The 23,550-nt window shown below is 56.5% G+C and carries 27 protein-coding genes and 1 tRNA gene; 16 read left to right on the forward strand and 12 right to left on the reverse strand.

Features of this window, described 5'->3' with window-relative positions:
• Nucleotides 1–55: 55 nt before the first annotated feature.
• Nucleotides 56–301 carry a hypothetical protein gene (locus tag SynPROSU1_RS09810; RefSeq protein WP_186570344.1) on the reverse strand — a complete coding sequence of 82 codons (246 nt, stop codon included), beginning with the start codon at nucleotides 299–301 and terminating at the stop codon, nucleotides 56–58.
• Nucleotides 302–415: 114 nt separating this feature from the next.
• Between SynPROSU1_RS09810 and SynPROSU1_RS09815 the strand changes: the two genes are divergently transcribed.
• Nucleotides 416–658, forward strand: a complete 243-nt coding sequence (locus tag SynPROSU1_RS09815) for a hypothetical protein (protein WP_186570345.1) — start codon at nucleotides 416–418, stop codon at nucleotides 656–658.
• 144 nt (nucleotides 659–802) lie between these two features.
• On the opposite strand, the gene SynPROSU1_RS09820 is transcribed toward SynPROSU1_RS09815, so the two are convergent.
• Together SynPROSU1_RS09820 and SynPROSU1_RS09825 are read right to left on the reverse strand one after the other, a co-directional pair.
• Entirely contained in the window at nucleotides 803–1,141 is a 339-nt protein-coding gene (locus SynPROSU1_RS09820) for a hypothetical protein (RefSeq protein ID WP_186570346.1), read from the reverse strand.
• 384 nt (nucleotides 1,142–1,525) lie between these two features.
• Nucleotides 1,526–1,774 (reverse strand): DUF1651 domain-containing protein, encoded by a 249-nt coding sequence (locus SynPROSU1_RS09825; RefSeq protein WP_186570347.1) that lies wholly within the window; start codon nucleotides 1,772–1,774, stop codon nucleotides 1,526–1,528.
• Nucleotides 1,775–2,387: 613 nt separating this feature from the next.
• Here SynPROSU1_RS09825 and SynPROSU1_RS09830 point away from each other — a divergent pair.
• Nucleotides 2,388–3,119 carry a GAF domain-containing protein gene (locus SynPROSU1_RS09830; RefSeq protein WP_186570348.1) on the forward strand — a complete coding sequence of 244 codons (732 nt, stop codon included), beginning with the start codon at nucleotides 2,388–2,390 and terminating at the stop codon, nucleotides 3,117–3,119.
• Nucleotides 3,120–4,036: 917 nt separating this feature from the next.
• Nucleotides 4,037–4,405, forward strand: a complete 369-nt coding sequence (locus SynPROSU1_RS13870; protein WP_222929880.1) for a hypothetical protein — start codon at nucleotides 4,037–4,039, stop codon at nucleotides 4,403–4,405.
• Nucleotides 4,406–4,469: 64 nt separating this feature from the next.
• On the opposite strand, the gene SynPROSU1_RS09835 is transcribed toward SynPROSU1_RS13870, so the two are convergent.
• Nucleotides 4,470–5,906: a hypothetical protein gene (locus SynPROSU1_RS09835; RefSeq protein ID WP_255444621.1), complete on the reverse strand. Its 1,437-nt coding sequence runs from the start codon at nucleotides 5,904–5,906 to the stop codon at nucleotides 4,470–4,472.
• Between the two features lie 248 nt (nucleotides 5,907–6,154).
• Between SynPROSU1_RS09835 and SynPROSU1_RS14170 the strand changes: the two genes are divergently transcribed.
• Nucleotides 6,155–6,322, forward strand: a complete 168-nt coding sequence (locus SynPROSU1_RS14170) for a DUF4278 domain-containing protein (protein WP_370586281.1) — start codon at nucleotides 6,155–6,157, stop codon at nucleotides 6,320–6,322.
• A 244-nt stretch (nucleotides 6,323–6,566) separates the two neighbouring features.
• Here SynPROSU1_RS14170 and SynPROSU1_RS09845 read toward each other — a convergent pair whose 3' ends face one another.
• Nucleotides 6,567–6,731, reverse strand: coding sequence for a hypothetical protein (locus SynPROSU1_RS09845; protein ID WP_186570351.1), 165 nt, complete (start codon nucleotides 6,729–6,731; stop codon nucleotides 6,567–6,569).
• Between the two features lie 38 nt (nucleotides 6,732–6,769).
• Here SynPROSU1_RS09845 and SynPROSU1_RS09850 point away from each other — a divergent pair, with 38 nt between their 5' ends.
• Genes SynPROSU1_RS09850 through SynPROSU1_RS09860 form a run of 3 tightly spaced genes read left to right on the forward strand, consistent with a single transcriptional unit; the run spans nucleotide 6,770 to nucleotide 7,494 of the window.
• The gene (locus SynPROSU1_RS09850; protein WP_255444622.1) at nucleotides 6,770–6,967 is read left to right on the forward strand and encodes a hypothetical protein; all 198 of its coding nucleotides are present in this window, start codon (nucleotides 6,770–6,772) and stop codon (nucleotides 6,965–6,967) included.
• A gap of 8 nt (nucleotides 6,968–6,975) precedes the next feature.
• Nucleotides 6,976–7,245: a hypothetical protein gene (locus SynPROSU1_RS09855; protein ID WP_186570353.1), complete on the forward strand. Its 270-nt coding sequence runs from the start codon at nucleotides 6,976–6,978 to the stop codon at nucleotides 7,243–7,245.
• A 39-nt stretch (nucleotides 7,246–7,284) separates the two neighbouring features.
• The gene (locus SynPROSU1_RS09860) at nucleotides 7,285–7,494 is read left to right on the forward strand and encodes a TFIIB-type zinc finger domain-containing protein (protein ID WP_186570354.1); all 210 of its coding nucleotides are present in this window, start codon (nucleotides 7,285–7,287) and stop codon (nucleotides 7,492–7,494) included.
• Here SynPROSU1_RS09860 and pepN read toward each other — a convergent pair.
• The 3 genes from pepN to SynPROSU1_RS09875 all read right to left on the reverse strand — a co-directional run bounded on the left by pepN (nucleotide 7,484) and on the right by SynPROSU1_RS09875 (nucleotide 11,363).
• Nucleotides 7,484–10,087: an aminopeptidase N gene (pepN, locus tag SynPROSU1_RS09865; protein ID WP_186570355.1), complete on the reverse strand. Its 2,604-nt coding sequence runs from the start codon at nucleotides 10,085–10,087 to the stop codon at nucleotides 7,484–7,486. The genes SynPROSU1_RS09860 and pepN overlap by 11 nt on opposite strands.
• Before the next feature lie 173 nt (nucleotides 10,088–10,260).
• Nucleotides 10,261–10,686: a cAMP phosphodiesterase gene (locus SynPROSU1_RS09870; RefSeq protein WP_255444623.1), complete on the reverse strand. Its 426-nt coding sequence runs from the start codon at nucleotides 10,684–10,686 to the stop codon at nucleotides 10,261–10,263.
• Nucleotides 10,687–10,775: 89 nt separating this feature from the next.
• On the reverse strand, nucleotides 10,776–11,363 hold the full coding sequence (locus SynPROSU1_RS09875) for a hypothetical protein (protein WP_186570357.1): 588 nt from the start codon (nucleotides 11,361–11,363) through the stop codon (nucleotides 10,776–10,778).
• A 107-nt stretch (nucleotides 11,364–11,470) separates the two neighbouring features.
• On the opposite strand from SynPROSU1_RS09875, the gene SynPROSU1_RS09880 reads away from it, so the two are divergent.
• Complete coding sequence (locus tag SynPROSU1_RS09880) at nucleotides 11,471–12,622, forward strand: histidine kinase (protein WP_186570358.1); 1,152 nt, start codon at nucleotides 11,471–11,473, stop codon at nucleotides 12,620–12,622.
• A 47-nt stretch (nucleotides 12,623–12,669) separates the two neighbouring features.
• Nucleotides 12,670–12,742: transfer RNA gene (locus SynPROSU1_RS09885), tRNA-Glu, on the forward strand.
• 45 nt (nucleotides 12,743–12,787) lie between these two features.
• Here SynPROSU1_RS09885 and SynPROSU1_RS09890 read toward each other — a convergent pair.
• Complete coding sequence (locus tag SynPROSU1_RS09890; protein ID WP_115025286.1) at nucleotides 12,788–13,309, reverse strand: SRPBCC family protein; 522 nt, start codon at nucleotides 13,307–13,309, stop codon at nucleotides 12,788–12,790.
• A 161-nt stretch (nucleotides 13,310–13,470) separates the two neighbouring features.
• Here SynPROSU1_RS09890 and SynPROSU1_RS09895 point away from each other — a divergent pair, with 161 nt between their 5' ends.
• The 7 genes from SynPROSU1_RS09895 (at nucleotide 13,471) to SynPROSU1_RS09925 (ending at nucleotide 20,678) form a co-directional block, all read left to right on the forward strand.
• Nucleotides 13,471–14,661, forward strand: coding sequence for an FAD-binding oxidoreductase (locus tag SynPROSU1_RS09895; RefSeq protein WP_115025287.1), 1,191 nt, complete (start codon nucleotides 13,471–13,473; stop codon nucleotides 14,659–14,661).
• Nucleotides 14,662–14,815: 154 nt separating this feature from the next.
• Nucleotides 14,816–16,339, forward strand: coding sequence for a glucose-6-phosphate dehydrogenase (zwf, locus tag SynPROSU1_RS09900; protein ID WP_186570359.1), 1,524 nt, complete (start codon nucleotides 14,816–14,818; stop codon nucleotides 16,337–16,339).
• Between the two features lie 44 nt (nucleotides 16,340–16,383).
• Nucleotides 16,384–17,670 carry a glucose-6-phosphate dehydrogenase assembly protein OpcA gene (locus SynPROSU1_RS09905; protein ID WP_186570360.1) on the forward strand — a complete coding sequence of 429 codons (1,287 nt, stop codon included), beginning with the start codon at nucleotides 16,384–16,386 and terminating at the stop codon, nucleotides 17,668–17,670.
• A gap of 14 nt (nucleotides 17,671–17,684) precedes the next feature.
• On the forward strand, nucleotides 17,685–19,112 hold the full coding sequence (locus SynPROSU1_RS09910; protein ID WP_186570361.1) for a cobyrinate a,c-diamide synthase: 1,428 nt from the start codon (nucleotides 17,685–17,687) through the stop codon (nucleotides 19,110–19,112).
• Complete coding sequence (locus SynPROSU1_RS09915) at nucleotides 19,079–19,360, forward strand: acylphosphatase (protein ID WP_255444902.1); 282 nt, start codon at nucleotides 19,079–19,081, stop codon at nucleotides 19,358–19,360. Before SynPROSU1_RS09910 ends, SynPROSU1_RS09915 begins: the two co-directional genes overlap by 34 nt.
• A gap of 85 nt (nucleotides 19,361–19,445) precedes the next feature.
• Entirely contained in the window at nucleotides 19,446–19,820 is a 375-nt protein-coding gene (locus SynPROSU1_RS09920; protein ID WP_186570363.1) for a hypothetical protein, read from the forward strand.
• A gap of 171 nt (nucleotides 19,821–19,991) precedes the next feature.
• Nucleotides 19,992–20,678, forward strand: coding sequence for a GAP family protein (locus SynPROSU1_RS09925; RefSeq protein WP_186570364.1), 687 nt, complete (start codon nucleotides 19,992–19,994; stop codon nucleotides 20,676–20,678).
• Nucleotide 20,679: 1 nt separating this feature from the next.
• Here SynPROSU1_RS09925 and SynPROSU1_RS09930 read toward each other — a convergent pair whose 3' ends face one another.
• From SynPROSU1_RS09930 to crtE, 3 genes are read right to left on the reverse strand one after another with little or no spacing between them, the layout of a single operon-like run.
• Nucleotides 20,680–22,131 carry an ATP-dependent RecD-like DNA helicase gene (locus SynPROSU1_RS09930; RefSeq protein ID WP_186570365.1) on the reverse strand — a complete coding sequence of 484 codons (1,452 nt, stop codon included), beginning with the start codon at nucleotides 22,129–22,131 and terminating at the stop codon, nucleotides 20,680–20,682.
• Nucleotides 22,128–22,640, reverse strand: coding sequence for a divergent PAP2 family protein (locus SynPROSU1_RS09935; protein WP_186570366.1), 513 nt, complete (start codon nucleotides 22,638–22,640; stop codon nucleotides 22,128–22,130). Before SynPROSU1_RS09935 ends, SynPROSU1_RS09930 begins: the two co-directional genes overlap by 4 nt.
• The gene (crtE, locus tag SynPROSU1_RS09940; RefSeq protein ID WP_186570367.1) at nucleotides 22,637–23,527 is read right to left on the reverse strand and encodes a geranylgeranyl diphosphate synthase CrtE; all 891 of its coding nucleotides are present in this window, start codon (nucleotides 23,525–23,527) and stop codon (nucleotides 22,637–22,639) included. Before crtE ends, SynPROSU1_RS09935 begins: the two co-directional genes overlap by 4 nt.
• Nucleotides 23,528–23,550: the final 23 nt, after the last annotated feature.

A 23,550-nucleotide genomic window follows, 5' to 3' on the forward strand; every position in this document is an offset into this window, starting at 1 on the left:
TTGTGGCAATGCTCATCACCAGTGCAGTAGAGGCAGAAACCGATATCTGATCCGTTTACTGCCAGTCGCCCTTCACAATTTTGAACTGAATGGGAATCTTCGAGTACACCTCAATCGGGGAATCCAGCAGATGCTTTTCTAGAAATTCGTTGAGTGCGCCGTCTATCAAATCAAAGGCCCTTTTCAATCTCACCTGCTCCACGTCATCCGCCTTGGACACGCTGGCGTCCTCCAGAACCCGCACGACTGACTCCCAGTTCTCCCTCGAAAGCTCAAGCGTCAATTTGATATCTGCGGTCATGTGAGTTGGAGGAACCATTGGCGAAGAACTGCAGCAGCAGTGCTCTTGAATGCATAAGCAGTGCTCCCCAAGAGAATAGCCTGATAGGCTCTGAGAATCCAATAGGAAAATAGCATGGAAGAGCAAAAGAAGTTGACTTCTGAGCGATTAATGCAAGCCAAGGCATTTCTTGATAATGGCGTTATTACGGAAGAGCAGTTTATTGAAATGACTCACGGACAGGTGGAGCCGGAATCGACAGGCGACTCTCAAGTCTTGGGCATGATTTTTGATAGAATCAATAAAATTGAGCAAAGATTGATAGGAATCGAGTCATCGATAAGCCTTCTGACTCAAAAAATTCATCCTCACGAGTAGACAAAAAATTGGGCCAGCCTGTCTTCGTTTAACGCTTAGTTCTTTGGCAAACACCTCGAAATGCCTTTCGCGAAAATCGATGCAACATTGACTTCGATTTTACTTACCAATCAATGGCGAAACTCTTGCAAATATTAACCAAGGCTAGGTGTTCAGCTTCTTTATTGATTCATTCGCCGTTTGGGTTATTGACTCCTTATTCTTATCGAATAATTCTTGGACGGACTTTGCAGCTGTAGCGGAGCTTGCGAACGGCAGGAAGAGGTCAAACTCTGGACAATAAGCGAAGCAAGTATCAACAACGCGATATCCATTCTCTTTGGATATCGTTTCTGCCAGTATGTGTATTAAGTGGATCTTTGACAAAGTTGATGAAATGTTTACCGCAACTGTTACTTTCCCTCCTTTCCAGCTGCCATCCAGGAGTCCTGCGGCAAACCAGTTCGATGCAGGTACATAAGAGTCAACTTGTTTGGGATCCATGGTATTAGAAAATCTAAGTAGATCCGTATGTTCCCTGTATTGTATTTAAAATTTTCTTGCTCGCAACTCGCTCGACACAACTAATAGCTTGGTCTTGCTGCCCACTGCAACCCGCCTTCTATCGGATCCCCAATCGCTATTGTTTTTGATTCGAACAAATAGTGGTTTTTCTTGCATAGAGGGTTGTCTTTGTTACAGCGTTGTTGTCGCTATCCATCTCCCGAAAGAACATTAACCCCGTCAGCAATGGCGGTTTTTTTGCTGAGAAGTTGTTTATTAGCGCCACCTAGAATTGTGAGGTTTATCCGGGACATTGAAGCCCGCAAAAAGGGTATCCAAAACCTAGGCCCTTTCGACAACCTCGATGAGTCAGAGAATAATCTTCTAAGGCTCAACCTCAGCACCCCAAGCCGGGGCAGTGGGAGCCCAACCCAGCCGCAGAAGCTCTTTCCAGCGTTGCTCGGCAGCATCGCGGCGCAGGTATTCCCGCCGCTTGAGCAGGGCGGGCTCACCGTTGGGCATCTCCCGGCCGTGATCGACGAACACCCGTAGATCGCGGATCCAAGCCTTCTTGTCACGGTGAAACCGGCAGATCCAATAGCCCTCCCGGTCGACGAGCCAGCCCTCCCGCACTGCAACCTTTGCTAGTACTTATGTACTGGACGCATTGCGGTGAAGTGGTCAGCAGTGGAGCCAGCTGCGAGGGCAGCCAGGCACGCCACCCCAAAGATCGATCGCTCAGGCCATTGAGGCAATGCGCCTTAATGCCGATGACTTTGTGCCTTCAAGGCACAAAACTGAGTGCATCGAGATCGGAGGCGTTCATGAGAGACGACGGTCCAACCGAGCAGATCCAAGAAGCAGAATGACTTTCTGGCCCCTGCTCCAACAGTCTCAAAAATGACCTGGGTTGGTCGTTTGGCTAGGTACACATCAGATACGTCACGCCAATCGACGCTCCACTTGCACCGTCTCAGGTGCCCTCGGAGAAAACGACCCAACACCTAGAGCAAATGGCCCCAGGGCGCCTCTAGCCAGAAGCTTCGACCCTCTCTCTTTTCGGCAGTGATGGGTTGAACCATGCGCAAACGAGCGAGCTAGGCCGTCTCTCCACCGGGAGGGGCGGCCTTCCTTTTGTGAATCGTGAATCATTCAACATCATTCCTAGAGTGAATAATTTTTATATTGATAATTTGATTAAATAGCCTAGAGCATTAATCTTCAAGCCTATTAGCACATCCTACTCGTGCCTTCCTCTCTGCTGCCTGAAAATGAAGCGGAAAGGATTAATGCGCTCAATGAATACAGGATTTTAGGCACAAGCCCTGAGCAGTCATATGACGATATAACGAAAATAGCTGCAACTGTATGCTCTGCACCCATTGCTCTTATGAGCCTGGTTGATGTAGATAGGCAGTGGTTCAAGTCAAAAGTAGGAGTTGATATTCAGGAGACACCAAGGGATTGGTCTTTTTGCGCTCACGCAATTCATTCCTCCGATCCCCTTGTCGTTCCCGATGCAACGATGGACTCACGCTTTATTGACAATCCTCTTGTTTGCGGCGACCCTCAGATAAGACTTTATGCAGGTTTTCCGCTGGAAAACAGTGCTTCATTAAGAGTAGGAACTTTATGCGTGATAGATCGAAGACCTCGTTATTTAACTGATAGAGAATGCGATGTCATGAAAGCTCTTGCAAGGCAAGTCGTTGCTTTTCTCGAGTTGCGAAAAAAATCTATCAACCTAATTGAATCCTTTTGCACACATAGCGGTGGAAATAGAATGATTTCTACGTGCTCTTATTGCAGGAAGGCTCAAGACCAGAATGGAGAATGGATGCATCTTGATAAATATCTTTCACAAAGATCAAGCCTGAAATTCACACATGGCATCTGCGATTCCTGTATCGAGCAGCATTTCCCAGAGGTCTTGGACGTTTGGCGATCAGAGGACGAGCTAAAAGCCTCCGAACCTTAGCGCTGCCTCAAGTGCCCCTAGGCCGAGAAGGAAGGTGCCACCCAGCAAAATCAACTCCTTGGGATTTTGAGCCATTGACGTAAGGGCAGAGCCCACGAGTAGCGCTCCAAAAAACCTAAAGGGAATCTGCAGATCCAACATTTAGATGAATTACGTCTTTTGATTGTCGCACTCCGTATTTACACAAATTCATGAAATAGGCTTAATAACTCAGCGCCTTGGCCATTCTCTTTACAAAAGTCAATACTTTGAGGCTGCAGGAGTCCCTGATGGACTCGATCCAAACGGCGTGAAGATTGCTCTTGGCGGAGGCTGGGGAGATACAGACCAAGCTCGTTATGACGATTGGGTTGATCTCTTCTCCACTGACTCCACAGTTTTGGCTTAGACAAACATCAATTCGAAGAGCAATTCTCACCCCATCAGCAATAGCGGGGTTTTTTATTGCTCATCCAGCATGGCGGCGGCACCGTGGTGGCCTGAATTAAAGGGGGGTCGACATAGCACACACATAAGCTTTGATTGGCTCAGCTTTCCCGTGAGCTATGGCTTTGACCAAAGCGTTCCGCAACTGGCTGGATTCTTGGAAGCATCAGCCTCTATCCAAGCCAATCGAATCCAGCTCCAGCAGTGAGGAGCAAGATGGCGAGATGACCATCTTGGGTTGACTCACATCGTTCCCCGCTGCTGAAAACTCTCAGCGGAGCCTCAGAACAAATCTGACGAAGGCGCTTTAACTGGCGTAGCAACGAGGGCACGTACAACCGAACCCAGGCGGTCCCCTTCCTTCGGCCAGCACGACAGCACGGTGGAGCCTTGGGACCGGACATCCTCCCCAGCAATCCCGGCCCAGTCCTGGTTTGTATGCATCACCCTTGCCCATGACCTGAGAGACTCAAAGCAACGTGAGGAAGCAGATGGGCAAGAAGTCTGGTTTCACAAGCGCCGAGATCGAAGAGATCAAGCGTCTGTATCTGAAGGAGGGACGATCCATCCTCCAGATCCCCAAAATTCTTGGCAAAGGGAGTGAAAACTCCGTCCGTAATGCGCTTTACAAAGCGAAGGTCAAAAATGCCTCGGAAGAACGTACAAAGCTTGATCGATTCAAGCCAGAACAAACTTACGGAAATATCACCCTAATCAAAAAACTAACCAAATCAAAAAAGCTGAGGTACCACGTTAGGTGTTCATGTGGCTACGAGTTTGACATCGACCCCTTTCGACTGACACTACCTGAAAACCACAAAGACAGAGTTACTGCATGCCAACGGTGTAATGAGAGCTAAATCGAGAAGATCTTGCCCCTGTTGACCGGGTCTTTTGATCATCAATAGTGGAGAACTTACAATTTCAATCCATCAGGCTTTCCTGAAGAACTCGCATCAACATCCTGACACCATCGTCAGTTTTCAATGTTGAATAATCTGGCTCACCGGCAAGATGAAATTCTCTCAGGTCATCCAAAAGTTCCGGATGGAACTGAAAACTGAATGAACGGCGCACTTCACTGGATTCATCATCGACATAGCTGATACAGGTCGCAGCAACTTCCGTGCAGGTCTTGCCGTCGGAGCTAGTAGAGCAGAGAATTTCAACTGACGAGGGAAGATCGAGCAACCATGACAATTCAGAAAGAGCGATCGTTCTTCTCGCAGAACGCAGAGTTTCATGCAATCTCGAATATGCCCAATTGACGAAAAGAATCGCTTCTTCATTCACCTCATCGCTATGGAACATCACGATATTGAGGTTCTTCTCATAGGAAATTGACTGCTCAACAATTCCGTTATAGCGATCACAGGTTTCATCATGCTTCACAAGAAGACGCTTGAAGCTCTCGGATGGATGCGTTCCATCATGGGCATAATGCTGAAGCTCACAATGACCAACCTCTGGCTGTTCGTTGAGGGCGACTGCAAAAAGAGGATCGTTCCATCCATTCGCAATAACACGACCATCCTTGACAACTTTCAAATCAACACCGACCGACTCAATCTCAGCACAGATCTCCATCAGTGACTGGTACTGATAAGACTCAGCATCAAGAATACTGGCCAACTTAAGCCGAACATCAACAACGGCTTTCTTCAGTAAATTCACATGTGATTGAGCTACCAATTGATGACCAATGCAAATATAAATGTGTGGGGAACTTTTATGACATCGGGCGAGAAGCAAAGATTCAACAACCTCATGCAGGCCCTCCAACCCAATCGCCTGATGATCAAAGCTGGATGCATCCTTTGCAGTTGGGTAACCACCTTCAACAAAAACCGCGAGCGAAGACTCGAGAACATGACCCAACATCTCTTGATTCAACCCACCTGTTTGCCAAAGCGGGAAAAGGACAGAATCGCAATCAGCAATCATGCGACACAAGTGGGCAATATTGCTAGAAGCACGCACATTTTCTTGAATTATATTTTGACCAACATGCTCAGCCGGCTCAAGGATACACACCGCATTTCGATACGATTCGGGATGACGTATTAACCATTCAAGATCTTCATTACCACCAACCACCTTTTCAAATGGCGGCTCACCCCATGTTTGACCAGAAAGTGTCAACGGTCTGAGTTGAGGCGCTGCTTCAAGCAAATTAGAAGAAATTCGATCAAGAAGAAAGTGGCCAATCAAGGTCACAACTGTTGCATGACTATTCGCATAACAGTTGAACCAATGCGTGGTCTTCCGCCAATCCATTTTCTCAACCAGCATCGATAAAGCCGAGGATACACACAGCGAGTCCCAGCTCGATGTAACAACGATATCTCCAACTAAAACCATGGAGAGCAATTGCCTTCGCAATCAGAAAGACAATAACTGTTTATTTCAACCAACAACCTCAACAAACCCAAAGCCTCAATCAAGCAAAACGGACCAACGCCCCTGGGAGCACAAGCCAGGGCAATGAAAAATGTATCAACCTAACGCGATTTTCACAATGGCTAAAGAATGAGGTATCCAGTGGAACCTTGCAAGGCTTCAGCCACCATGTAGAACTCGAAAAGATTTTATTCACCCCTAAACTCACCGTGGAACTTACTTTCTTAGGGAACAAATATGCAAAGTCAGAAAAGACATCTTCCAAGCCTACGATTCAACTCAAATATATGGGGAAAACCTATCGATCCGAACCAAACAAAGCTGTTCGGAATTCTGTTGTTCTGACCTATCGAGGCGTCTCCTATTCGAGAGCCTGAACAGGCTTCTGCCATCCCTGCTCTCCCGCAAGCGGTTGTTGAGGCCGCTTTTTTTATGGTCTGAGCTCTGACGGGGCAGCAGGGGCTACGGCATCACGGTCCAAGATCGGCAAAGATGGTCGGATGAGACTTCTGATCACCGTTCTGGTCGCGTCATGTGCGCTGTCATTTCCGGTTCGAAGTGCGGAGCCAATTCGCCTTGTGATCGTTCCATTTGATGCCAAATGGGGAACGCGACGTCTGCCTATCCAGCCTGCAACGCTTCTGCCTCCACCTCCGCTGCCCGGACTGAATCCGGAAACCGGCGCCAGCACTGAAGCAAAACCGCAGAACCAGCGCTGGTGTCGCGGCGGCTGCTGAACCCCACCGCAGCTGTCATACAGGCGCGCTCTGTGTAAACCGAAGACATCACGACAGGATCTCGTCATGCGACATGCGGCTCTGTTGATGGCCACAATCCTGTGGAGCACCACGGCACTGGCAGGCGGGAATCGGGCCACAGCCCAGGGGGCGTCGGAGCAATTCGCCACAGGGGAAGCCATGCGCGCGATCCCGAAAGGGGCGACGATCACCGACACAACCTGCAAGAGCATTGATGTGGGGTTCAGCAGCCGCTATCAGTGCACGATCATCTACAGCCCCTGAGCGAATCAATGAAAGGCTTGCTTGCTCCATCCTTGGCCTTGGTGCTGCTGGGGTTACCAGCTGCGGTGCACGCCGAATTTGATGAATGTCAGTTGATGGATCAGGTGCTCAATCGACTTGGCAACGCCATGGCGATCAATCGGGCCTTCATTGCTGGAAGCGACGACAGCACAGCCGTTGCTGCTGCCAGCGAGGCTCTTGCCAAACAGACCGACAGTTACCGACGCACAAAGCGACAGCGCTCGAAAGCAGGCTGCGATGGCTGGGAACGAGACTGACGAAGCCAGGCAAGCTGGTGGAACGCTGATTGAAAGACCTTGGCCGTCAACGTCTGCCAGAACTGCGGAAGCCGTCGGTTTCGTGCCGACCGATCCATGGCCGGTCGGCTGGTCTGTCAAAACTGCGGTCTCGCGGCAGGAACTCGACCCACGCGGCCAACGCCCCGGAGCAGCGGGCGCAGCCATCGACGCCGCTGGCTGGTGATCGTGCTACTGGCCGTCATCATGCTTGTCGTGATCACGTCATGAGCAACTGAACCACCTCCGCCGTATTGGCTGAGAGCGGCTGGCACGCCAGCTGGTCGATGGCCTGACGCATGACCCTCTGGCGTTCGGGACCGTAACTGCTGCAACGACTGAACACCTTGGCCATCCGTGAGGCCGTGATCGGATTCCGGGAATCGACCGCAGCAATCTGCCCAGCCATGAACCGGTAACCACTGCCATCGGTGGCATGAAAGGCCGGCACATTGGAGGTGAATCCGCCCAGAACGGCGCGCAGGGAATTGGGGGCAAGCGGATCAAAGCGTGGGTGCTCCAAAAGCTGCTGAACCCGCTCAAGAGCATTCGGCCGTGGGGCCGACGCTTCCATCGCAAACCAGGCGTCAAGGATGACGGGTTTGTCCTGCCAACGGTCGTAAAACAGGGCCATCGCTTGCTCACGCTCAGCGCTCTCGTGGGGCAGCAAAGCGCGCAATGCTCCCCGCGCGAGGGTCATCGAAGGGCCGGAGACCGCCGCCAGCGCTTCAGCCTGAACCGAGGCATCCCCAGCAGCTGCAAGCCAACGCCAAGCCAACGCTGTCAGTGCACGGCCTCCCTGGCCGGCTGGCCAGGCCAGAGCCCAGTCAGCCCGCGCCAGGTCCAGGAGTCGTCGCAGAGACGGTTGCAACCGGACACCCATCTCCTGGGTCCAATCCCGGAACGCCTGATCGAGCAACAACGGATCCACCGGCGATTGCAACGCCTCCAGTTCTGCCAGTCCGGGAAGCGCAAGCAGCACCGCCAGGTCCATGCCATCACCACCGACATAGGCGGTGATCCTCTGTTCCAGGGCCTGAATCAGAGCCTCCTCCACGGCATGATTCGGCTGGTTTTCAGCCCGCGCCAGAAGCACCTGACGCGCCAAACGCTGGGCCGCATCCCAACGGCAGAAGGGGTCATCATCCGAAGACAACAATTGCAGGCACTCCTCCAGTGACTGGTCCAGACGCACATGGACCGGCGCCGAGAACCGCCGCAGCATGGATAGTGCAGGGGCATTATCACCAGGCTGGCCCTGCAGAGTGATGCTGGCGTGCTCGCCCTCCATCACGAGCAGCTCTTCCTCACCAACACGGCCCTGATCTCCGACCAGCGCCATGGCGATCGGCAGTACGAGCGGCAACTTTTCAGCCTGTCCCGGCGTGGGGGGCGTCGACTGGCGCAAGTCGACGGTCAACTGGCCAAGTGAGGAATTCCAGTGCCGTTCAACCCTGAGTTCCGGCGTTCCGGCCTGGTGGTACCAGCGCTGAAACCGCTCCAGATCAAATCCCAGGGGTTCTCCCTGTCTGGTGGCTCCATCGGCGATCGCCTGAACAAAGTCTTCCGTTGTGGCAGCCGTGCCATCAAAACGTTGCACGTACACCTCCATTCCCTGCATGAACCGCTCAGGACCAAGCAGGGTGTGGAGCATGCGGATCAATTCCGCGCCTTTTTCATAAATGGTTGTTGTGTAGAAGTTATCGATCGCCTGGTATTCCGATGGCTTCACCGGATGGGCAGTGGGGCCTGCATCCTCTCGGAATTGGGTGTTGCGCAGCATCGCAACATCTTCAATGCGCTTCACCGCTTCAGAATGCAGATCTGCAGTAAAACATTGATCACGAAAGACGGTCAGCCCTTCTTTGAGCGAAAGCTGAAACCAATCCCTACATGTAATGCGATTGCCACTCCAGTTATGAAAATATTCGTGGGCAATCACACTTTCAATTCGTTCGAGCTCGGCGTCGGTTGCCGTTACCGCGTCGGCGAGAACAAGCTTTGAATTGAAGATATTCAGACTTTTGTTTTCCATCGCTCCCATATTGAAGTGACGGACGGCAACAATGTTGTACTCATCAAGGTCGTACTCGAGGTTGTAAACAGACTCATCCCAGCCCATGGATCGCTTCAACGACGCCATGGCGTGGGCCGTGAACGGTTCATCTCCCTCCTCCACATGCAATCGCAGGGTGACCTGCCGGCCCGACGCCGTTGTGTAGTGATCACGAATCTCCCTGAGGTCTCCTGCCACCAGGGCAAACAGATAGGAGGGTTTGGGGAACGGATCGTCCCAGGTCACAGCATGACGATCAGTGCCGACGCGCTCGTCCTGAACGGCATTGCCATTGCTGAGAAGCACAGGACACGTGCTGCTGTTGGCCTCAATCCGCACCTGCCAACGGCTCAGCACATCCGGACGATCGGGGTGCAGGCTGATGCGCCGGAATCCCTCGGCCTCGCACTGGGTGCTCAGCAGACCACCACTGGCATACAAACCTTCAAGCGAACTGTTGGAGTAGGGATCAAGACGACAACAGGTCTCCAGCACAAACGGCTGGCCTGGCACGTTGGGGATGGTGAGACGTCCCTCAGCGAAGCAGTAATCCTCAGACTGCAAAGGCGTCTGGTCGATCGCAAGCGATTGAATCTCAAGATCGACTCCGCACAGCACCAGAGGCTCTCCGGACCGGCGCGGTTCAAGGCTGAGCCTGGACCTAACGACGACATGGTCGCTCTGAATGTTCACATCCAAGGAAATGTCGGGGAGATCAAAGGCCCATGGCGTGTAGTCCGCCAGACGGATCGAAGCAGCTGCAGTCATGGCCTAACGACGCAAGGACAAAACAATCCTGACGGACAAAGATCTGAAGTGAGGCTTATCAGCTAAAACCTAAAAATCCAAGCCAAAATAAATATCACAAAACACAGATATTTTTTCAAAGTGGTCTCACACCAAAGGCTAATACTTTTAAGCTTTTCCCAATTGACGAAAAATTATTTTTTAGCCGGCTTCAAGGATGCTGCAGCTTTTTCAAAACGTGCTTTTTCAGCGGAGGGAACAGATTTAGGACAGAACTTTAAAGCACCACCAACAATCATAAAACCGGCATTGTTCAGAAACTGCTTTTCAGGCAAGGGCTTCGTGGAGCCGGGGAGCAGACCTCCATGCTTGCCATAGATCACATGCAACTGACCCGCGAGAGCCACTGCCAAGGACTTGTTGAAATCAATCTTCTGAGCTCGCGCTTCGCAAAATGTGGCGATCGACATCACTCCGTAAGTGTTGACTTCCATGGCCGTAGCTGGAGTGGTCTTTACCTTTGACGCCTGGGCCAGAGCTGTGGAGGGACATAGCAATGGAGCTGTAATCAATAGAGCTGCGGCGGCTAAGGAATGACGAATCACCGAGTACTTAGACAACTTCACTTTTCGTCAACTTACCGCCCGTGGACAGCGTTCACGACAGTTTGGCGCGCTTTATGAACTGGGACATCACAGGAGCGAAAGGCTCAGTCCTCCTCGATCGGCGGAAGAGGGTCGGACATTCGAATCTCGTGATGGTGCTCAACGATTGAGAGATCGCCGTTTTCCCAGCTGTAGATGGCGCGGTAGCGGTAGCGGTCCTGATCCACAAGCCGTATGTGTTCGAGGATGTCCCATTGCTGATAGTGGGATTCGAGGATGGTTTCGTGCTCATCCACTTGACGTAGACGGGTTCGCACAGGATCCCCTGTGAGGTAACCGCGACTCCTTTGAAGCTGATGCCCCCAGAGGGTGGCTTCCATCACGCCACTGCGCTCAAACCAAGGCTTCCGCGCGAAGAATTCGTCGGAATGCTGGTCATCCTGGTCGGACCACCAGCTGAAGCGGTAGCGACTCTCGCCCGCCTGGGGGTGCGCAAAGACCTCCATCTTCAGGTTCATATCCAAATGAAGAACCTGGTCATCACTGAAGGTGTATTGACGCCGGGAACGCCATAAACCCAAATTGCGGCTGAACCAGCGGCGCAGGTTGCTGTCGACCTGGATCGTCGGCTGATCGGCCACTCCGCCGGGAACGGTCAGAGGAACACGGTTTTGCGCGGAGAAAAGCGACATGGACCGCGTCGATGACGCAACGGAGTGTTCTTGATCGTCTTAGCGCCGATGGCGGTTCAGTCAAAAACCCATAAGGTAAGCATCGTTTTTTGCTGTCTTGAGTCCGCGTGGTGAAGGACGGTCCCAAGACACGTCAACCGTTGAAGCTGTTGCTGGTTGCAGCTCGGCATCACCTGTCTGGCCAGGATCTCCGATCACTGGTGCAGTTCCTGGAACGGGAGGACCTGGGATTCGAAGTCACCCTGCAGGTTGCTGATCCCTCACAGCAACCCGAACTCCTGGAATTGCACCGCCTCGTGGTGACGCCAGCACTGATCAAACTTGCTCCCAACCCGAAACAGGTCTTTGCAGGAAGCAACATCCTGCAGCAACTCAAAGGATGGGTGCCGCGCTGGAAGCAGGAAGGGGTGGTGAGCGGTCTTGGCCTCAGCCTCAGACCCACCGAGCTTGATGGAAGTCGAACCCAGAAGGAACTCCAACTAGAGGATCAACTCCTGGTGCTGCGGCAAGAGAACGAGACATTGATCGATCGCGTTCATGCCCAAGAACGCTTGTTGAGGATGGTGGCCCACGAACTCCGCACACCCCTTACGGCAGCGGCCTTGGCCCTGCAAAGCCAGCGACTGGGACAGATCGATATGAACCGTTTTCAGGATGTGATCACCCGCCGCCTTGAGGAGATGGAGGCGCTGTCGAAGGATTTGCTCGAAGTGGGGACCACCCGCTGGGAAACGCTGTTCAACCCTCAGCGCCTCGACCTTGCCAGCGTTTCAGCAGAAGTGATTCTCGAGCTTGAAAAATTATGGTTGGGTCGAAATGTCGAAATACAAACTGATATTCCTGCTGACCTGCCCAAGGTGTTTGCCGACCAGCGCCGCATGCGTCAGGTGCTGCTGAATCTCCTGGAAAATGCCCTGAAGTACACCGGGGATGGAGGTCATATCTCGCTCACCATGCTGCACCGCACCAGTCAGCGGGTGGAGGTGAGTGTTTGTGACAGTGGACCCGGCATTCCGGAAGCGGAACAACAGCGGATTTTCTTGGATCGGGTGCGCCTGCCGCAAACCTCCGACCAAACCACCGGGTATGGCGTGGGACTGGCCGTCTGTCGCCGCATCGTCGAGGTGCACGGTGGCAAGATCTGGGTTGTCTCCGACCCTGGAGAGGGAGCCTGCTTCACCTTCACGGTGCCGATCTGGCAAGGGCAAGGTGTCGAATGGGGACAGGCCGTCTTGACGGAGGGTCCGACCAAGCCCTAGTGTTCACAAGTGATCAGGAGCACCGACAGCTCACTCATCACGGCCTCGCCCCCATCGTCTAGAGGCCTAGGACACCTCCCTTTCACGGAGGCGACAGGGGTTCGAATCCCCTTGGGGGTATAGACAACATCGCGAATTCAATTCGCGATGAGTTGAGCTGCGACTTCAGCCGTTTCTTCGTTGCGCTTCCTTCACCACAGCGCTCAGATTGCTGGAAAGATCATCGCGCAGTCGCTCTTCAATCAATCCAATCGGCATGCCTAGGCAGCCTTGAACCGTCAGCTCGTAGAGCAGTGAGCTGCCGTCTGGACGTTGACGGATCTGCCACGACCCTTCAAACCGCCTGAAATCCCCTTTCACCATGCGGAACTGCAGCAGTCCGTCGTGGCGATACTCCGTCAACTCCAACTGAACCTGGGCGGAGAACCGAAGCCCCAGGAGCTGCTGACTGCCCACCTGCTGAAGCCGTACCGTCTGGCCTTGGCGCTGGATCAGCTCGCTGGAGCTGAGGTTGGGGATAAACCGGGACAAATTCTCGTAATCCGTCAGCACATCCCAGAGGAGCTGAACAGGCATCGAAGATTTCAGTTCCGCAGCGAGACGACGAGCACCCTGGGGCAGCCGCTCCATGGTCTGCTCAATCGCAGTCGCTGAATCGCTGGAGGTTTGAAGCCCACGTCCAAACATTGTCTGGGGGAGAACCAAAAGAGGCGCCGAAGCGAGAGACCGAACCTGGGGATCTTAAGGAGGTCGCCTGAATCACATCGAATTCTGTTCCAAAGAGCAACCTTTTTGTGTGAGATCGAAGGCCACGCCTATAGTCGCGCCACAAAAAGCAGGTAATTTCAATGCGGGTGTCCAATGCAGCGACAGAACATTGCAATGAGGTTCTGTTCACTGTTGTGGCAAGTGGTCCCCAGGTCGGCTCACAAGCGTCCGTGGTTCAGACCTACACCGTTGCTATGAACCAGTTTTCCGCACTTTTCAAGCGATTGGGGGCCAGCGGCGCCAAAATCGTTTCGGTGAATGGTGTGGAAGTAGAGCATTCAGCCGCTCCCGTTGCCGCCACCCCGGCACCTGCCAAAAAAACCGCCAAAAAACCCGCTAAGAAAGCCGTGACGTCAAGCGCCCCGAAGAAAAAGCCCCACGCCGACGTACCGGTCAACACCTACAAACCCAAAACACCGTTCATGGGGACGGTGACCGAGAACTACTCCCTGCTGAAGGACGGTGCCATCGGTCGTGTTCAGCACATCACCTTTGATCTCGCGGGTGGTGATCCTCAGCTGAAGTACATCGAAGGCCAGAGCATCGGCATCATCCCCGAGGGTGAAGACGCCAAAGGCAAACCTCACAAGCTGCGGCTGTACTCCATCGCAAGCACACGCCACGGCGACAACCTCGAGGGCAACACCGTCTCCCTGTGCGTCCGCCAGCTCGAGTACAAGAACGATGCCGGCGAACAGATCTATGGGGTCTGCTCCACTTATCTCTGCGACATCGAACCCGGCACCAAGGTGAAAATCACTGGACCGGTTGGCAAGGAGATGCTCCTGCCTGACGATGAAGAGGCCAACGTGATCATGCTGGCGACGGGCACAGGCATCGCCCCGATGCGCACCTATCTCCGCCGCATGTTCGAGCCCCGCGAACAAGACACCAACGGGTGGAAGTTCCGCGGCAAAGCCTGGCTGTTCATGGGCGCGCCCAAAACAGCCAACCTTCTCTATGACGAGGATTTCCTCCACTACGAGAAGGAGTACCCCGACAACTTCCGCTACACCAAGGCGATCAGTCGGGAAGAGCAGAACGCCAAAGGCGGCCGGATGTACATCCAGGACCGTGTTCTGGAGCACGCTGAAGAGATCTTCGCCATGATCGAAGATCCCAAGACCCACGTTTATATGTGTGGTCTTCGCGGCATGGAGCCGGGCATCGACGAAGCCATGACAGCCGCTGCTGCTGCCAAGGGTCTCGACTGGTCTGAACTTCGCCCGCAGCTGAAGAAAGCCGATCGCTGGCACGTGGAAACCTATTGATCGATCGCCTGCAGATGGTTTCCGGTCCACCCCTCGGGGTGGACTTTTTTTTTCGGTTGAAAACAAAAGCTGAGCCCAACACGGAAACAAAGCAGCAAGTCCATGTCTGTTGCCACTTCCGTGCCTAAACCAGCGTCAGAAGCCTGGATGCTCCATGGTCGCCACGATGACAAACCCACTACGGGTTGGACTGCGACAGGAGCGCGTGATCGCGCCGCAGTGTCTGGTGATTTTCGGAGCCAGCGGTGATCTGACGCATCGCAAGCTGGTTCCAGCTCTTTTCGAGCTGTTCAAGCAACGGCGACTGCCCAGTGAGTTCGCCCTTCTGGGCTGTGCAAGGCGGCCGTGGAGTGATGAGGAGTTCCGCGGAAAGATGGCGGAAGCACTCTCCAGCACGATCCAGGACGATCCCCAGGCCTGGGAGCAGTTCGTCAGCAAACTCTTCTACGAGCCGGTCGATCTTCAGAAACCTGAGGATGTTGTTCGGCTGGGCGGACGGCTCGAGCAGATCGATCAACAGTGCGCCACCCGCGGCAACCGAACCTTTTATCTCTCCGTCTCCCCCAAGTTTTATGGCAGTGGCTGCCGCTCCCTCGCCGATGCCGGCCTGCTGAAGGACCCCAAACGCAGCCGGGTGGTAATCGAGAAACCGTTCGGTCGCGACTACGGCAGTGCCCAGGCCCTCAATCGTGTGGTTCAGGCCTGCGGTCAGGAGAACCAGATCTTTCGCATCGACCACTACCTGGGCAAGGAAACCGTCCAGAACATCATGGTTCTGCGCTTTGCGAACACGATCTTCGAGCCGATCTGGAACCGCAATTACATCTCCAGTGTTCAGATCACCGCCGCTGAAACCGTTGGGGTAGAAGAGCGCGCCGGGTACTACGAATCGGCCGGTGCTCTGCGGGACATGGTGCAGAACCACCTGACCCAGATGCTGGCGATCACCGCCATGGAACCTCCAGGGCGCTTTGATCCGGAAGCCATCCGCAACGAAAAAGCCAAGGTGCTCCAGGCGGCCCGCCTGGCTGATGAGCTCGAACCCTGGAACTGCTGCATCCGTGGCCAGTACGGCCCCGGTGGTTCAGCGGACTCCCCCCTAGCTGGGTACCGCCATGAACCTGGTGTGGATCCCAACAGCACCACCGAGACCTACGTCGCGATGAAACTGTTCATCGACAACTGGCGCTGGCAGGGCGTTCCGTTCTATGTCCGCACTGGAAAACGGCTGGCCAAGCGCATGAGTGAGGTGGTCCTCACCTTCCGCGAGGCGCCGGTGCATCTGTTTGATGCGGCCACAGGAGGACCCACCGCCAATCAGCTGATCCTGCGCATCCAGCCTGATGAAGGTGCTGAATTCCGCTTCGAAGTGAAATCACCCGGGTCTGGGATGCGGAGCCGCCCCATCGACATGGAGTTCTCCTATGACGAATCCTTCGGTGAACCCTCTGATGAGGGCTATGTGCGGCTGCTCGCTGACGCCATGCTCAGCGACCCCACCCTGTTCACCCGCAGCGATGAAGTGGAAGCCGCCTGGCGTCTCTATACCCCTCTGCTGGAGCTAATTGAAGACAGTCCCTGGCAGCTGCCGGTCCATCCCTACGAATCACGGACCTGGGGGCCTGCCGCAGCGGATGCCCTGTTAGCGAAAGACGGACTGCTCTGGCGACGCCCCTGACGCCCCCTGTCTCCTCGCTCTCTACCCCTCGCTCATCCGCCACCATGTCACCTCAGCTCACCCTGCAAACCCCGCTGGAACTGGCACCAGCGGAGGTGCCCCACTACCTCGAACAGCTCTGGTCTCCGGAGCAGCAGGGCAGCACAGGCACCGGTGCAAACACCTTCTGCCTGCTGATCTGGCAACCCGCCTGGGCCGAGCAGCAATTGACCCGCAGTGGTCGCCTGCCTGGGCCCATCACCGGACAGCAGTCCGCTCCATTAATCGCTGCAGGCCGCCAGGCAGTGCTGGATGCTGACCTCCCCCTCAGTACGCCTCCTCTCGATGGCACTGTCGTCCAGGCGGTGGGCGATTTTGAGGGACAGGCCAGCGCAGAAGACTTGCGTGGGCAGTACATCGATCCGGCCCTGAGTGCGCTGATGCCTCGGCGCCTGATCACCCTGGCGCCGACGATCGATGCTGCACAGTCGTTGGAAACGCTCGTGGCCGCCTACTGCCCCCTGCCTGAGGAAGGGGGTGGCACCACAGCCTGTGGGGACGTTGTGGTTCTGCGGGGCGGCCATGACGCCCTGAGCGAGGGGCTGTCGATTCTCGAACCGCTTCTGCCGACATCGATGCCGGCCTGGGTCTGGTGGAACGGATGCATGGACGAAGCACCGCAACTGATGCAACGGCTGACCAGTGCGCCCCGACGTCTGATCATCGATACAGCCATGGGTGATCCGCATCAGTGCCTTGCACTGCTGCGCAGCCGCGTGGAGAGCGGCCAGGCGGTGAATGATCTCAACTGGCTGCGACTGCGCAGCTGGCGCGAGACCCTCGCGATGGTGTTCGATCCGCCACAACGGCGTGATGCCTTGAGCCACATCACACGCCTGGACATCGATGTTGAGGGGCATCACCCCGCTCAAGGGGTCCTGCTTGCGGCCTGGATCGCCGATCGCCTTGGCTGGACGTTGATCTCGTCCACCGCAGTCGACAACGGCACGACGGCTCTGTTCAAGCGCTCCGATGGCACAGACGTGATCTTCCAACTGATGGCTGTGCCGACGGGGCAGCCCAACGTGCATGCGGGCCAGATGGTGGGGCTTCGACTGATTGCCGAACCGGAGAACAGGCAAGGCATGTGTGTGATTCTCTGCGCCGAATCCGGAGGCTGCATGCGTTTGGAAGGCGGCGGCATGGCGAACCTCGAGCTCCATGAGGAAGTCGTTCCCGTGCAGCACGACAGCCCCGAAATGGATGTTGCCCGACTGCTCGGCGGCGGTCACGACAGCACCAACCCCCTCCTGGCCGCAGCTGCTCCGCTAGCTGCCAGGCTGCTCGGCTGAGCCGCGTCTGAGCCATGGCCGCCGTCATTGCTGCACCAGCCAGTGGCAGCGGGAAGACCCTGTTGAGCCTGGCGCTACTGAGCTGGGCGCAGCAAAACGGGCGACGGATCCAACCCTTCAAGGTCGGACCGGACTATCTCGATGCCCAACTGCTCAGCCAAGCCTCCGGCCAGGCCTGTCGCAATCTCGATCTCAATCTTTGCGGAGAAGCCTGGGTTCGGCGGGCATTTCACGGTTACGGCGGAGCCTCAGACCTCACCCTCGTGGAGGGGGTGATGGGGTTGTTCGACGGCATCGGCAGCGGTGAAACGGGAAGCACCGCCGATGTGGCCCGCCTGCTGGGATTACCGGTGGTTCTGGTGCTGGATGCTGGCGGTCAGGCCGCCTCCCTTGGCGCCCTCGTTCGCGGATTCCGTGATCACGACCCCCATCTGGCCATCGCCGGAGTGGTGCTCAACAAGGTCAGCAGCCCCAGGCACAGGGAGCTCCTCAGCGAGGTGCTGGACCGCATGGAGATGCCTTTGCTGGGCTGCCTGCCGCGCACCGAGGTCCTTGCTCTGCCGGCCCGTCATCTCGGCTTGGCTCCCGCCCATGAAATGGAGGCTCCCGACCAGCGACGCCAAGCTTGGGCCGCTCTGGCCAACCAGCATCTGAACATGGAACGCCTGGAGCCCCTGCTTCAGGCACCCCGCCCAGAGCCGGCCCCTCTGGCCGACATCCCAACGGTGGAGGGGCACCCCCTACCGGTGGCACTCGCGAGTGATGCCGCCTTTCACTTCCGCTACCAAGAGACCAGTGAACTGCTCGAGCACATGGGCATGCCCGTGCTCCGCTGGAGCCCCCTGGCCGATGAGACCATCCCCGCCGAAGCGAAGGGAGTGATCCTCCCTGGTGGCTTTCCAGAGCAGCACGCAGCCCAGCTCAGCGGATGTGAACAAAGCCTGAGGTCACTCCGACAGTTCGTGCAGCATCGGCCGGTCTACGCCGAATGCGGCGGGATGCTCATGCTCGGAGAGAGGCTTCAGGACCTCGATGGCAACAGCCACAGCATGACGGGCATTCTTCCGTTCACAGCCCAGCGCGGCCGTCTGCACGTTGGCTACCGCCATCTGCAGGCTCGGCGGGACAGCCCTGTGGTGCATAGCGGTGAACAGCTCATTGGTCACGAATTTCACCGTTGGGAACTGCACACCAGTCGACAGCCCTCCGACCGATCAGTGCTGTGGGACATTGAGGGGTGGAAAGTCCATCGACATTCGGAAGGATGGGTCGATCAGACGGTTCACGCGAGCTGGGTACACCTGCACTGGGCCAGCTCTACGACGATCTGCTCCCGATGGCGCGCCGCGCTCGAAGCCGGGGAGAAGCGATCGCCAACCGGTTTGTCAACCGCCAGCAGCCCCAACGGATCCAGCGTTTCGTCGAACGCTGGCGCTGGGTGATTGAGGGCCGCGTCCAACAGGTGGGGTTCCGCGCCAGCTGCAGTCGGCGCGCCCTGGATCTCGGCATCAGCGGATGGGTTCGCAACCAAAGCGATGGCAGTGTCGAGGTGCAAGCCGAAGGGCCGCCACTCGCCTTGTCTGAACTGCGGGCCTGGTGTGAGGTCGGACCGCCGGGAGCCCGGGTGCTACGGGTGAAACCAAGCCAGCTCCCCGTTACAGGCGATGACTGGTTCGAAGTGCGGTATTGAAATGCGCACACGAAAACATTGGGAAGGACGCTGCCACGCTGAGCACACCTAGCTACGGCTGAAGCAGGACCTTCGCGCTCGTGGCATGCTCCGCTTTGGATTTGTCCTCTTGATCACGGCGCTGCCCCTGCTCGGCATGGAGGCGATGAGCACACGACGGGAAACGCCGAAGCAGGTCTTCAATTCGGCGAAAGAAGCCCTCGATGCTTGTCAGAGCTGGAGGCACAGGGAAGGCCAATTTTCGGCCTTGATTCCGGCTGCTGAACCGGTTTCAACCCAGGCACGACCCGTCCAGACCGACATTCGCAACTGTGAAGCCGATTTGGACCATGCTCTGATTCTGGGGCGCCGCTACAGCGTGGTGGCCGACGTGCACTACAACAAAACGCTGCGGTCGCTGCACCGCCCGATCAACCGCACCTTTCCCTATCTGCTTTCAGATGGCAAAACTGACGACTGAAGAACCTGGCATACCTTGAGCAACTTCCTCAATACCAAAGACAAAGCCTTCTGGAGAGCCCTTCTCGGCATTGTGAGTCTGGGGATGAGCATTGGCCTGGCCGCCTTGATCCTGCGACTCTGAGCAAGGCCCTTGTCGAACATCCACGATCGAGGTTCTTAACCTGAATGAATGGCGGAGCCCAGGATCTGGACGGAGCTACTGACCTACGGGCTTGGCGTGGCACTCTCCCCCATTCATATCGTTCTGATGCTGCTGCTGCTGCTCGGTGCGTCGCCACTGCGGCGAGGTGGCTTGTTTCTGGGTGGGTGGCTGCTGACCAGCGCCCTGGCAGTCATCGGTCTGCTCACGCTGGGGCATGGACTGCTCCTGGACATGACCCAGGGATCCGACCACCGCACTGGCCTGGATCTCATTGGCGGAGGAGCCTTGATCGCCCTGGGTGGGCGAGAACTGATTCGGGGCGTGCTGGAAAACGGAACAGCCCCAGCCTGGAGCGACGCCGTGGATCGTTTCGCAGCAATGCCGCTGCCCTTGCTGTTGCTGATTAGCAGCATCACAGAAGTCATCAGTCCTGACGACCTGCTGCTCTTCGCCAAGAGCGCAGCCGTGATTCTCTCCGCGCAATTGCCGTTGCGTGAGGAAATCATCTGCAGCGCAGGGTTCAGCGCCTCCGCCAGTGCCTTCCTTTTGATGCCGTTCTTGGCTGTATTTGTCGGACGTCAGCGGGTCCTGCCGCTGCTGCAAAGCGGCAAAGCCGCCCTTCTCCAACGAGGGGAACTGGTGGTGGGAAGCCTGAGTTTCGGGCTAGGGGCCTATCTGGGCTGGCAAGGCATCAGTGGGCTGATGATCAGCTGAATCAATTGCGTTCTTTCCCGTTGTCAAATTCGCGCTGCCAGGAGGAGCGAAGCTCAGACGACGTCTCCCCACCAAGCAACCAGACTCCCGTGCGGGCACGGGACACAGCGACGTAACAAAGCTGCTGCCGTATCGAAGGATCAGCCCGAAACACATCAGGAGCGACAAAGACATCTCCGAAACTGCTGCCCTGACTGCGGTGGACCGTGAGCACCGCCGCCGGCCCCAGTGAAGCGAAAGCATCGCGAATCAAGAAGTACTGCCGCCAGATCGCGCGACCGTTTTTCTTGCCGGCATCCCTGGCCTGCTTGCGCAAGCGCTGCATCACCGCATCGAGCTCCTGACGACCGACACTTCCAAGAGGCGGCTGCAGCCGCAAGGTGAGGTCGAGATCACCACTGCTAACTGATGCTGACAGTGTCTCGATCACCGGCACCGGCCCATCCGCTTCCGACAAGCCGAAATCGGCCAGATCACAGGATTCCGGTGTCACATCACGCACGGTGACTTCGCGGTTCGAGCCCAACACCATGTCGGGCTCCTCGCCGGCCTCATCACCATCTCTGGAGGCCGGTGCCATCACTGCAGTACGGGTGATCAGCACCTCACCCGGCAGAACCGGCATCTGATCGGCCATCTCCCCATGAATGGCTCGGCGCGCATGGGGCACCAAACGATCCAAGGTGCGGTTTGTGTAGCAGAGGATGCGTGCGGCGTCGGGGTTGTCTTGCACCGAAGCCTCCCGCAAGGCACGCCGGGCCTGATCCAGCCACTCCCGTTGGATCAAGCTGCGCACCTGCCCTTGCGGGGAACGAATCGGCGGCAGCAGCGGTGGCATCTGGCATGGCAAACGCCCCTCCCGGAGGCCAGCGGCCAACTGGAGAACAGGGCCTTGGTGACGCACCACTTGGGTCAATGTGGCGGAACAAGACCGTTGCATTGCAAAGACGGGGCTGTTCGGCTCACCAACCGGTGGCAATTGGGCTGGGTCACCAACGAACACCAGCCGGGTCTTGAACGGATGAGCGCACTGCAGAGCAATTCCAAGCAGGGTGCTGTCGACCATGGAGGCTTCATCAATCAGCACCAAACCCAGGTTCTCAAGGGCGAAGGCCGTCTGCTCCGTGGGTTCACAGAGTTCAGCGTCTGCAGATCGTTTGAGCTTGAGACGCAGCAAACGATGAATTGTTGATGGATACCAGGTGGGTTGGAGACCCTCCAACTCCAGTGCTTGGCGCAAGACGCCCACCGCTTTGTGGGTGGGGGCCACGACGGTCCAACACAGACCGCTGGCCTCCACCTGGCGCAGCAAGCGCATGGAGAGGAAGGTCTTGCCGCTGCCGGCAAAACCACTGAGCACGAAGGGGGTGCCATCAACGGGCTGTTGGAGCCAGGCCGCAAAGGCCTCGGCCGCTGCCTGCTGATCAGCGGTGAGATCCGCGGCGGCGGTCACCCCAGCCCAGCTCCAAGACGGACCACCAGATGCAGCGGTGATCCCACAAACTCCAAGCCCGGCAGAGCAATGGCGGGCCCCATCAGGCTGCCCACCAGCACCTGCAGCCGGCTGTGGCCAAGGCTTTCCTTGAGGGGTCTCTCCAGAGCGTCCGGCCAGAGCGAATCAGGCAGGCCATTGACCCGTTCCGCCGTCAGCCCGGCAGCACGCCGAATGCCACTGGCGTCGTACATCACGACGAACGCCACTATCGCCGCAAGGGCGAAGAGGGGGTGATCAAAGCCCAGGGTCCAGCCCACACAGGCCGCCGTGCCTGTGACCAGGGCGGAGTGGCTCGACGGCATGCCGCCGGTTTCGATCAGCACCTCCGGACGCCAACGGCGGTGCAGGAGCAACTCAAGGACCAGCTTCGACAGCTGGGCGACGCCACAAGCCATCAAGCCCCAGGTGAGCGAACTGTTGTCGAAAAACTCCCGCAGAACCGCATGGGAGGGCGTGGCGTCGATCATCGGTCGCGGCTGGTGATGAAGTCGGCCAAGGCGAGCAGGGGAATGGCCTTCTCAGCCCAGGGTTGAAGGGCCGCTTTTGCTTCGTTGACCAACGCGTCAGCCCTGTGGCGGGATTCTTCTAACCCCAGAAGCTTGGGATAGGTGGTCTTATCGGCGATGAGATCTTTGCCGGCGGTTTTGCCCAACACCTCGCTGCTGGCGGTGATATCGAGAATGTCGTCAATGATCTGGAACGCCAAGCCGATGCCCCGCGCGTAGATGCGTAGGGCCTTGATCAGCGCATCATCGGCGCCGCCAATCATGGCCCCAGTAATGACACAAGCGCTCAACAGGGCGCCCGTTTTGTGGAGGTGGATGTACTCGAGGGTTTCAAGATCCACCTCCTTTCCTTCGCTTTCCAGATCCACCACCTGGCCGCCCACCAGACCTGGCGCACCGGCCACCAACGACAGTTCTCCCACCACCTTGAGCAGACGCTCAGCCGGAACATCCGGACTGCGCAGAGCCACCATTTCAAAGGCTCGGGTCAGCAGTGCATCACCCGCAAGGATGGCAACGGCTTCGCCGTACACCTTGTGATTGGTGGGACGACCACGCCGCAGGTCGTCGTCATCCATGGCCGGCAGGTCGTCATGGATCAACGACATGGTGTGGATCATTTCCAGCGCCACCGCCGTGGGCAGAGCCTGCTTCGCCTCGCCCCCGGCCAAGTCGCAGGCGGCGAGGCAGAGGATGGGACGCAATCGCTTTCCACCAGCAAGCAGCGAATAGCGCATCGCTTCCCTGAGGGACTCCGGCCTTTCAGGACCTAGGGATCCATCAAGTGCCGTTTCCACCAGCTCTTTGGCCTTGCCGAGATAGGCCTTGAAATCAAACTCGGCGCTCATGGGTGGACCCTGGCTGGCGGGAT

Origin of the sequence: Synechococcus sp. PROS-U-1 (assembly GCF_014279755.1) — a bacterium.
In the GTDB taxonomy this organism is placed as follows: Bacteria; Cyanobacteriota; Cyanobacteriia; order PCC-6307; family Cyanobiaceae; genus Parasynechococcus.

Excerpts from the sequence above, each read along its gene's own strand:
- SynPROSU1_RS09810 (WP_186570344.1), bottom strand. The coding sequence starts at position 301 with ATGACCGCAGATATCAAATTGACGCTTGAGCTTTCGAGGGAGAACTGG.
- SynPROSU1_RS09815 (WP_186570345.1), top strand. The coding sequence starts at position 416 with ATGGAAGAGCAAAAGAAGTTGACTTCTGAGCGATTAATGCAAGCCAAG.
- SynPROSU1_RS09820 (WP_186570346.1), bottom strand. The coding sequence starts at position 1,141 with ATGGATCCCAAACAAGTTGACTCTTATGTACCTGCATCGAACTGGTTT.
- SynPROSU1_RS13870 (WP_222929880.1), top strand. The coding sequence starts at position 4,037 with ATGGGCAAGAAGTCTGGTTTCACAAGCGCCGAGATCGAAGAGATCAAG.
- SynPROSU1_RS09835 (WP_255444621.1), bottom strand. The coding sequence starts at position 5,906 with ATGGTTTTAGTTGGAGATATCGTTGTTACATCGAGCTGGGACTCGCTG.
- SynPROSU1_RS09845 (WP_186570351.1), bottom strand. The coding sequence starts at position 6,731 with ATGTCTTCGGTTTACACAGAGCGCGCCTGTATGACAGCTGCGGTGGGG.
- SynPROSU1_RS09850 (WP_255444622.1), top strand. The coding sequence starts at position 6,770 with ATGGCCACAATCCTGTGGAGCACCACGGCACTGGCAGGCGGGAATCGG.
- SynPROSU1_RS09855 (WP_186570353.1), top strand. The coding sequence starts at position 6,976 with ATGAAAGGCTTGCTTGCTCCATCCTTGGCCTTGGTGCTGCTGGGGTTA.
- pepN (WP_186570355.1), bottom strand. The coding sequence starts at position 10,087 with ATGACTGCAGCTGCTTCGATCCGTCTGGCGGACTACACGCCATGGGCC.
- SynPROSU1_RS09875 (WP_186570357.1), bottom strand. The coding sequence starts at position 11,363 with ATGTCGCTTTTCTCCGCGCAAAACCGTGTTCCTCTGACCGTTCCCGGC.
- SynPROSU1_RS09890 (WP_115025286.1), bottom strand. The coding sequence starts at position 13,309 with ATGTTTGGACGTGGGCTTCAAACCTCCAGCGATTCAGCGACTGCGATT.
- SynPROSU1_RS09895 (WP_115025287.1), top strand. The coding sequence starts at position 13,471 with ATGCGGGTGTCCAATGCAGCGACAGAACATTGCAATGAGGTTCTGTTC.
- zwf (WP_186570359.1), top strand. The coding sequence starts at position 14,816 with ATGGTCGCCACGATGACAAACCCACTACGGGTTGGACTGCGACAGGAG.
- SynPROSU1_RS09905 (WP_186570360.1), top strand. The coding sequence starts at position 16,384 with ATGTCACCTCAGCTCACCCTGCAAACCCCGCTGGAACTGGCACCAGCG.
- SynPROSU1_RS09910 (WP_186570361.1), top strand. The coding sequence starts at position 17,685 with ATGGCCGCCGTCATTGCTGCACCAGCCAGTGGCAGCGGGAAGACCCTG.
- SynPROSU1_RS09920 (WP_186570363.1), top strand. The coding sequence starts at position 19,446 with ATGCTCCGCTTTGGATTTGTCCTCTTGATCACGGCGCTGCCCCTGCTC.
- SynPROSU1_RS09925 (WP_186570364.1), top strand. The coding sequence starts at position 19,992 with ATGGCGGAGCCCAGGATCTGGACGGAGCTACTGACCTACGGGCTTGGC.
- SynPROSU1_RS09935 (WP_186570366.1), bottom strand. The coding sequence starts at position 22,640 with ATGATCGACGCCACGCCCTCCCATGCGGTTCTGCGGGAGTTTTTCGAC.
- crtE (WP_186570367.1), bottom strand. The coding sequence starts at position 23,527 with ATGAGCGCCGAGTTTGATTTCAAGGCCTATCTCGGCAAGGCCAAAGAG.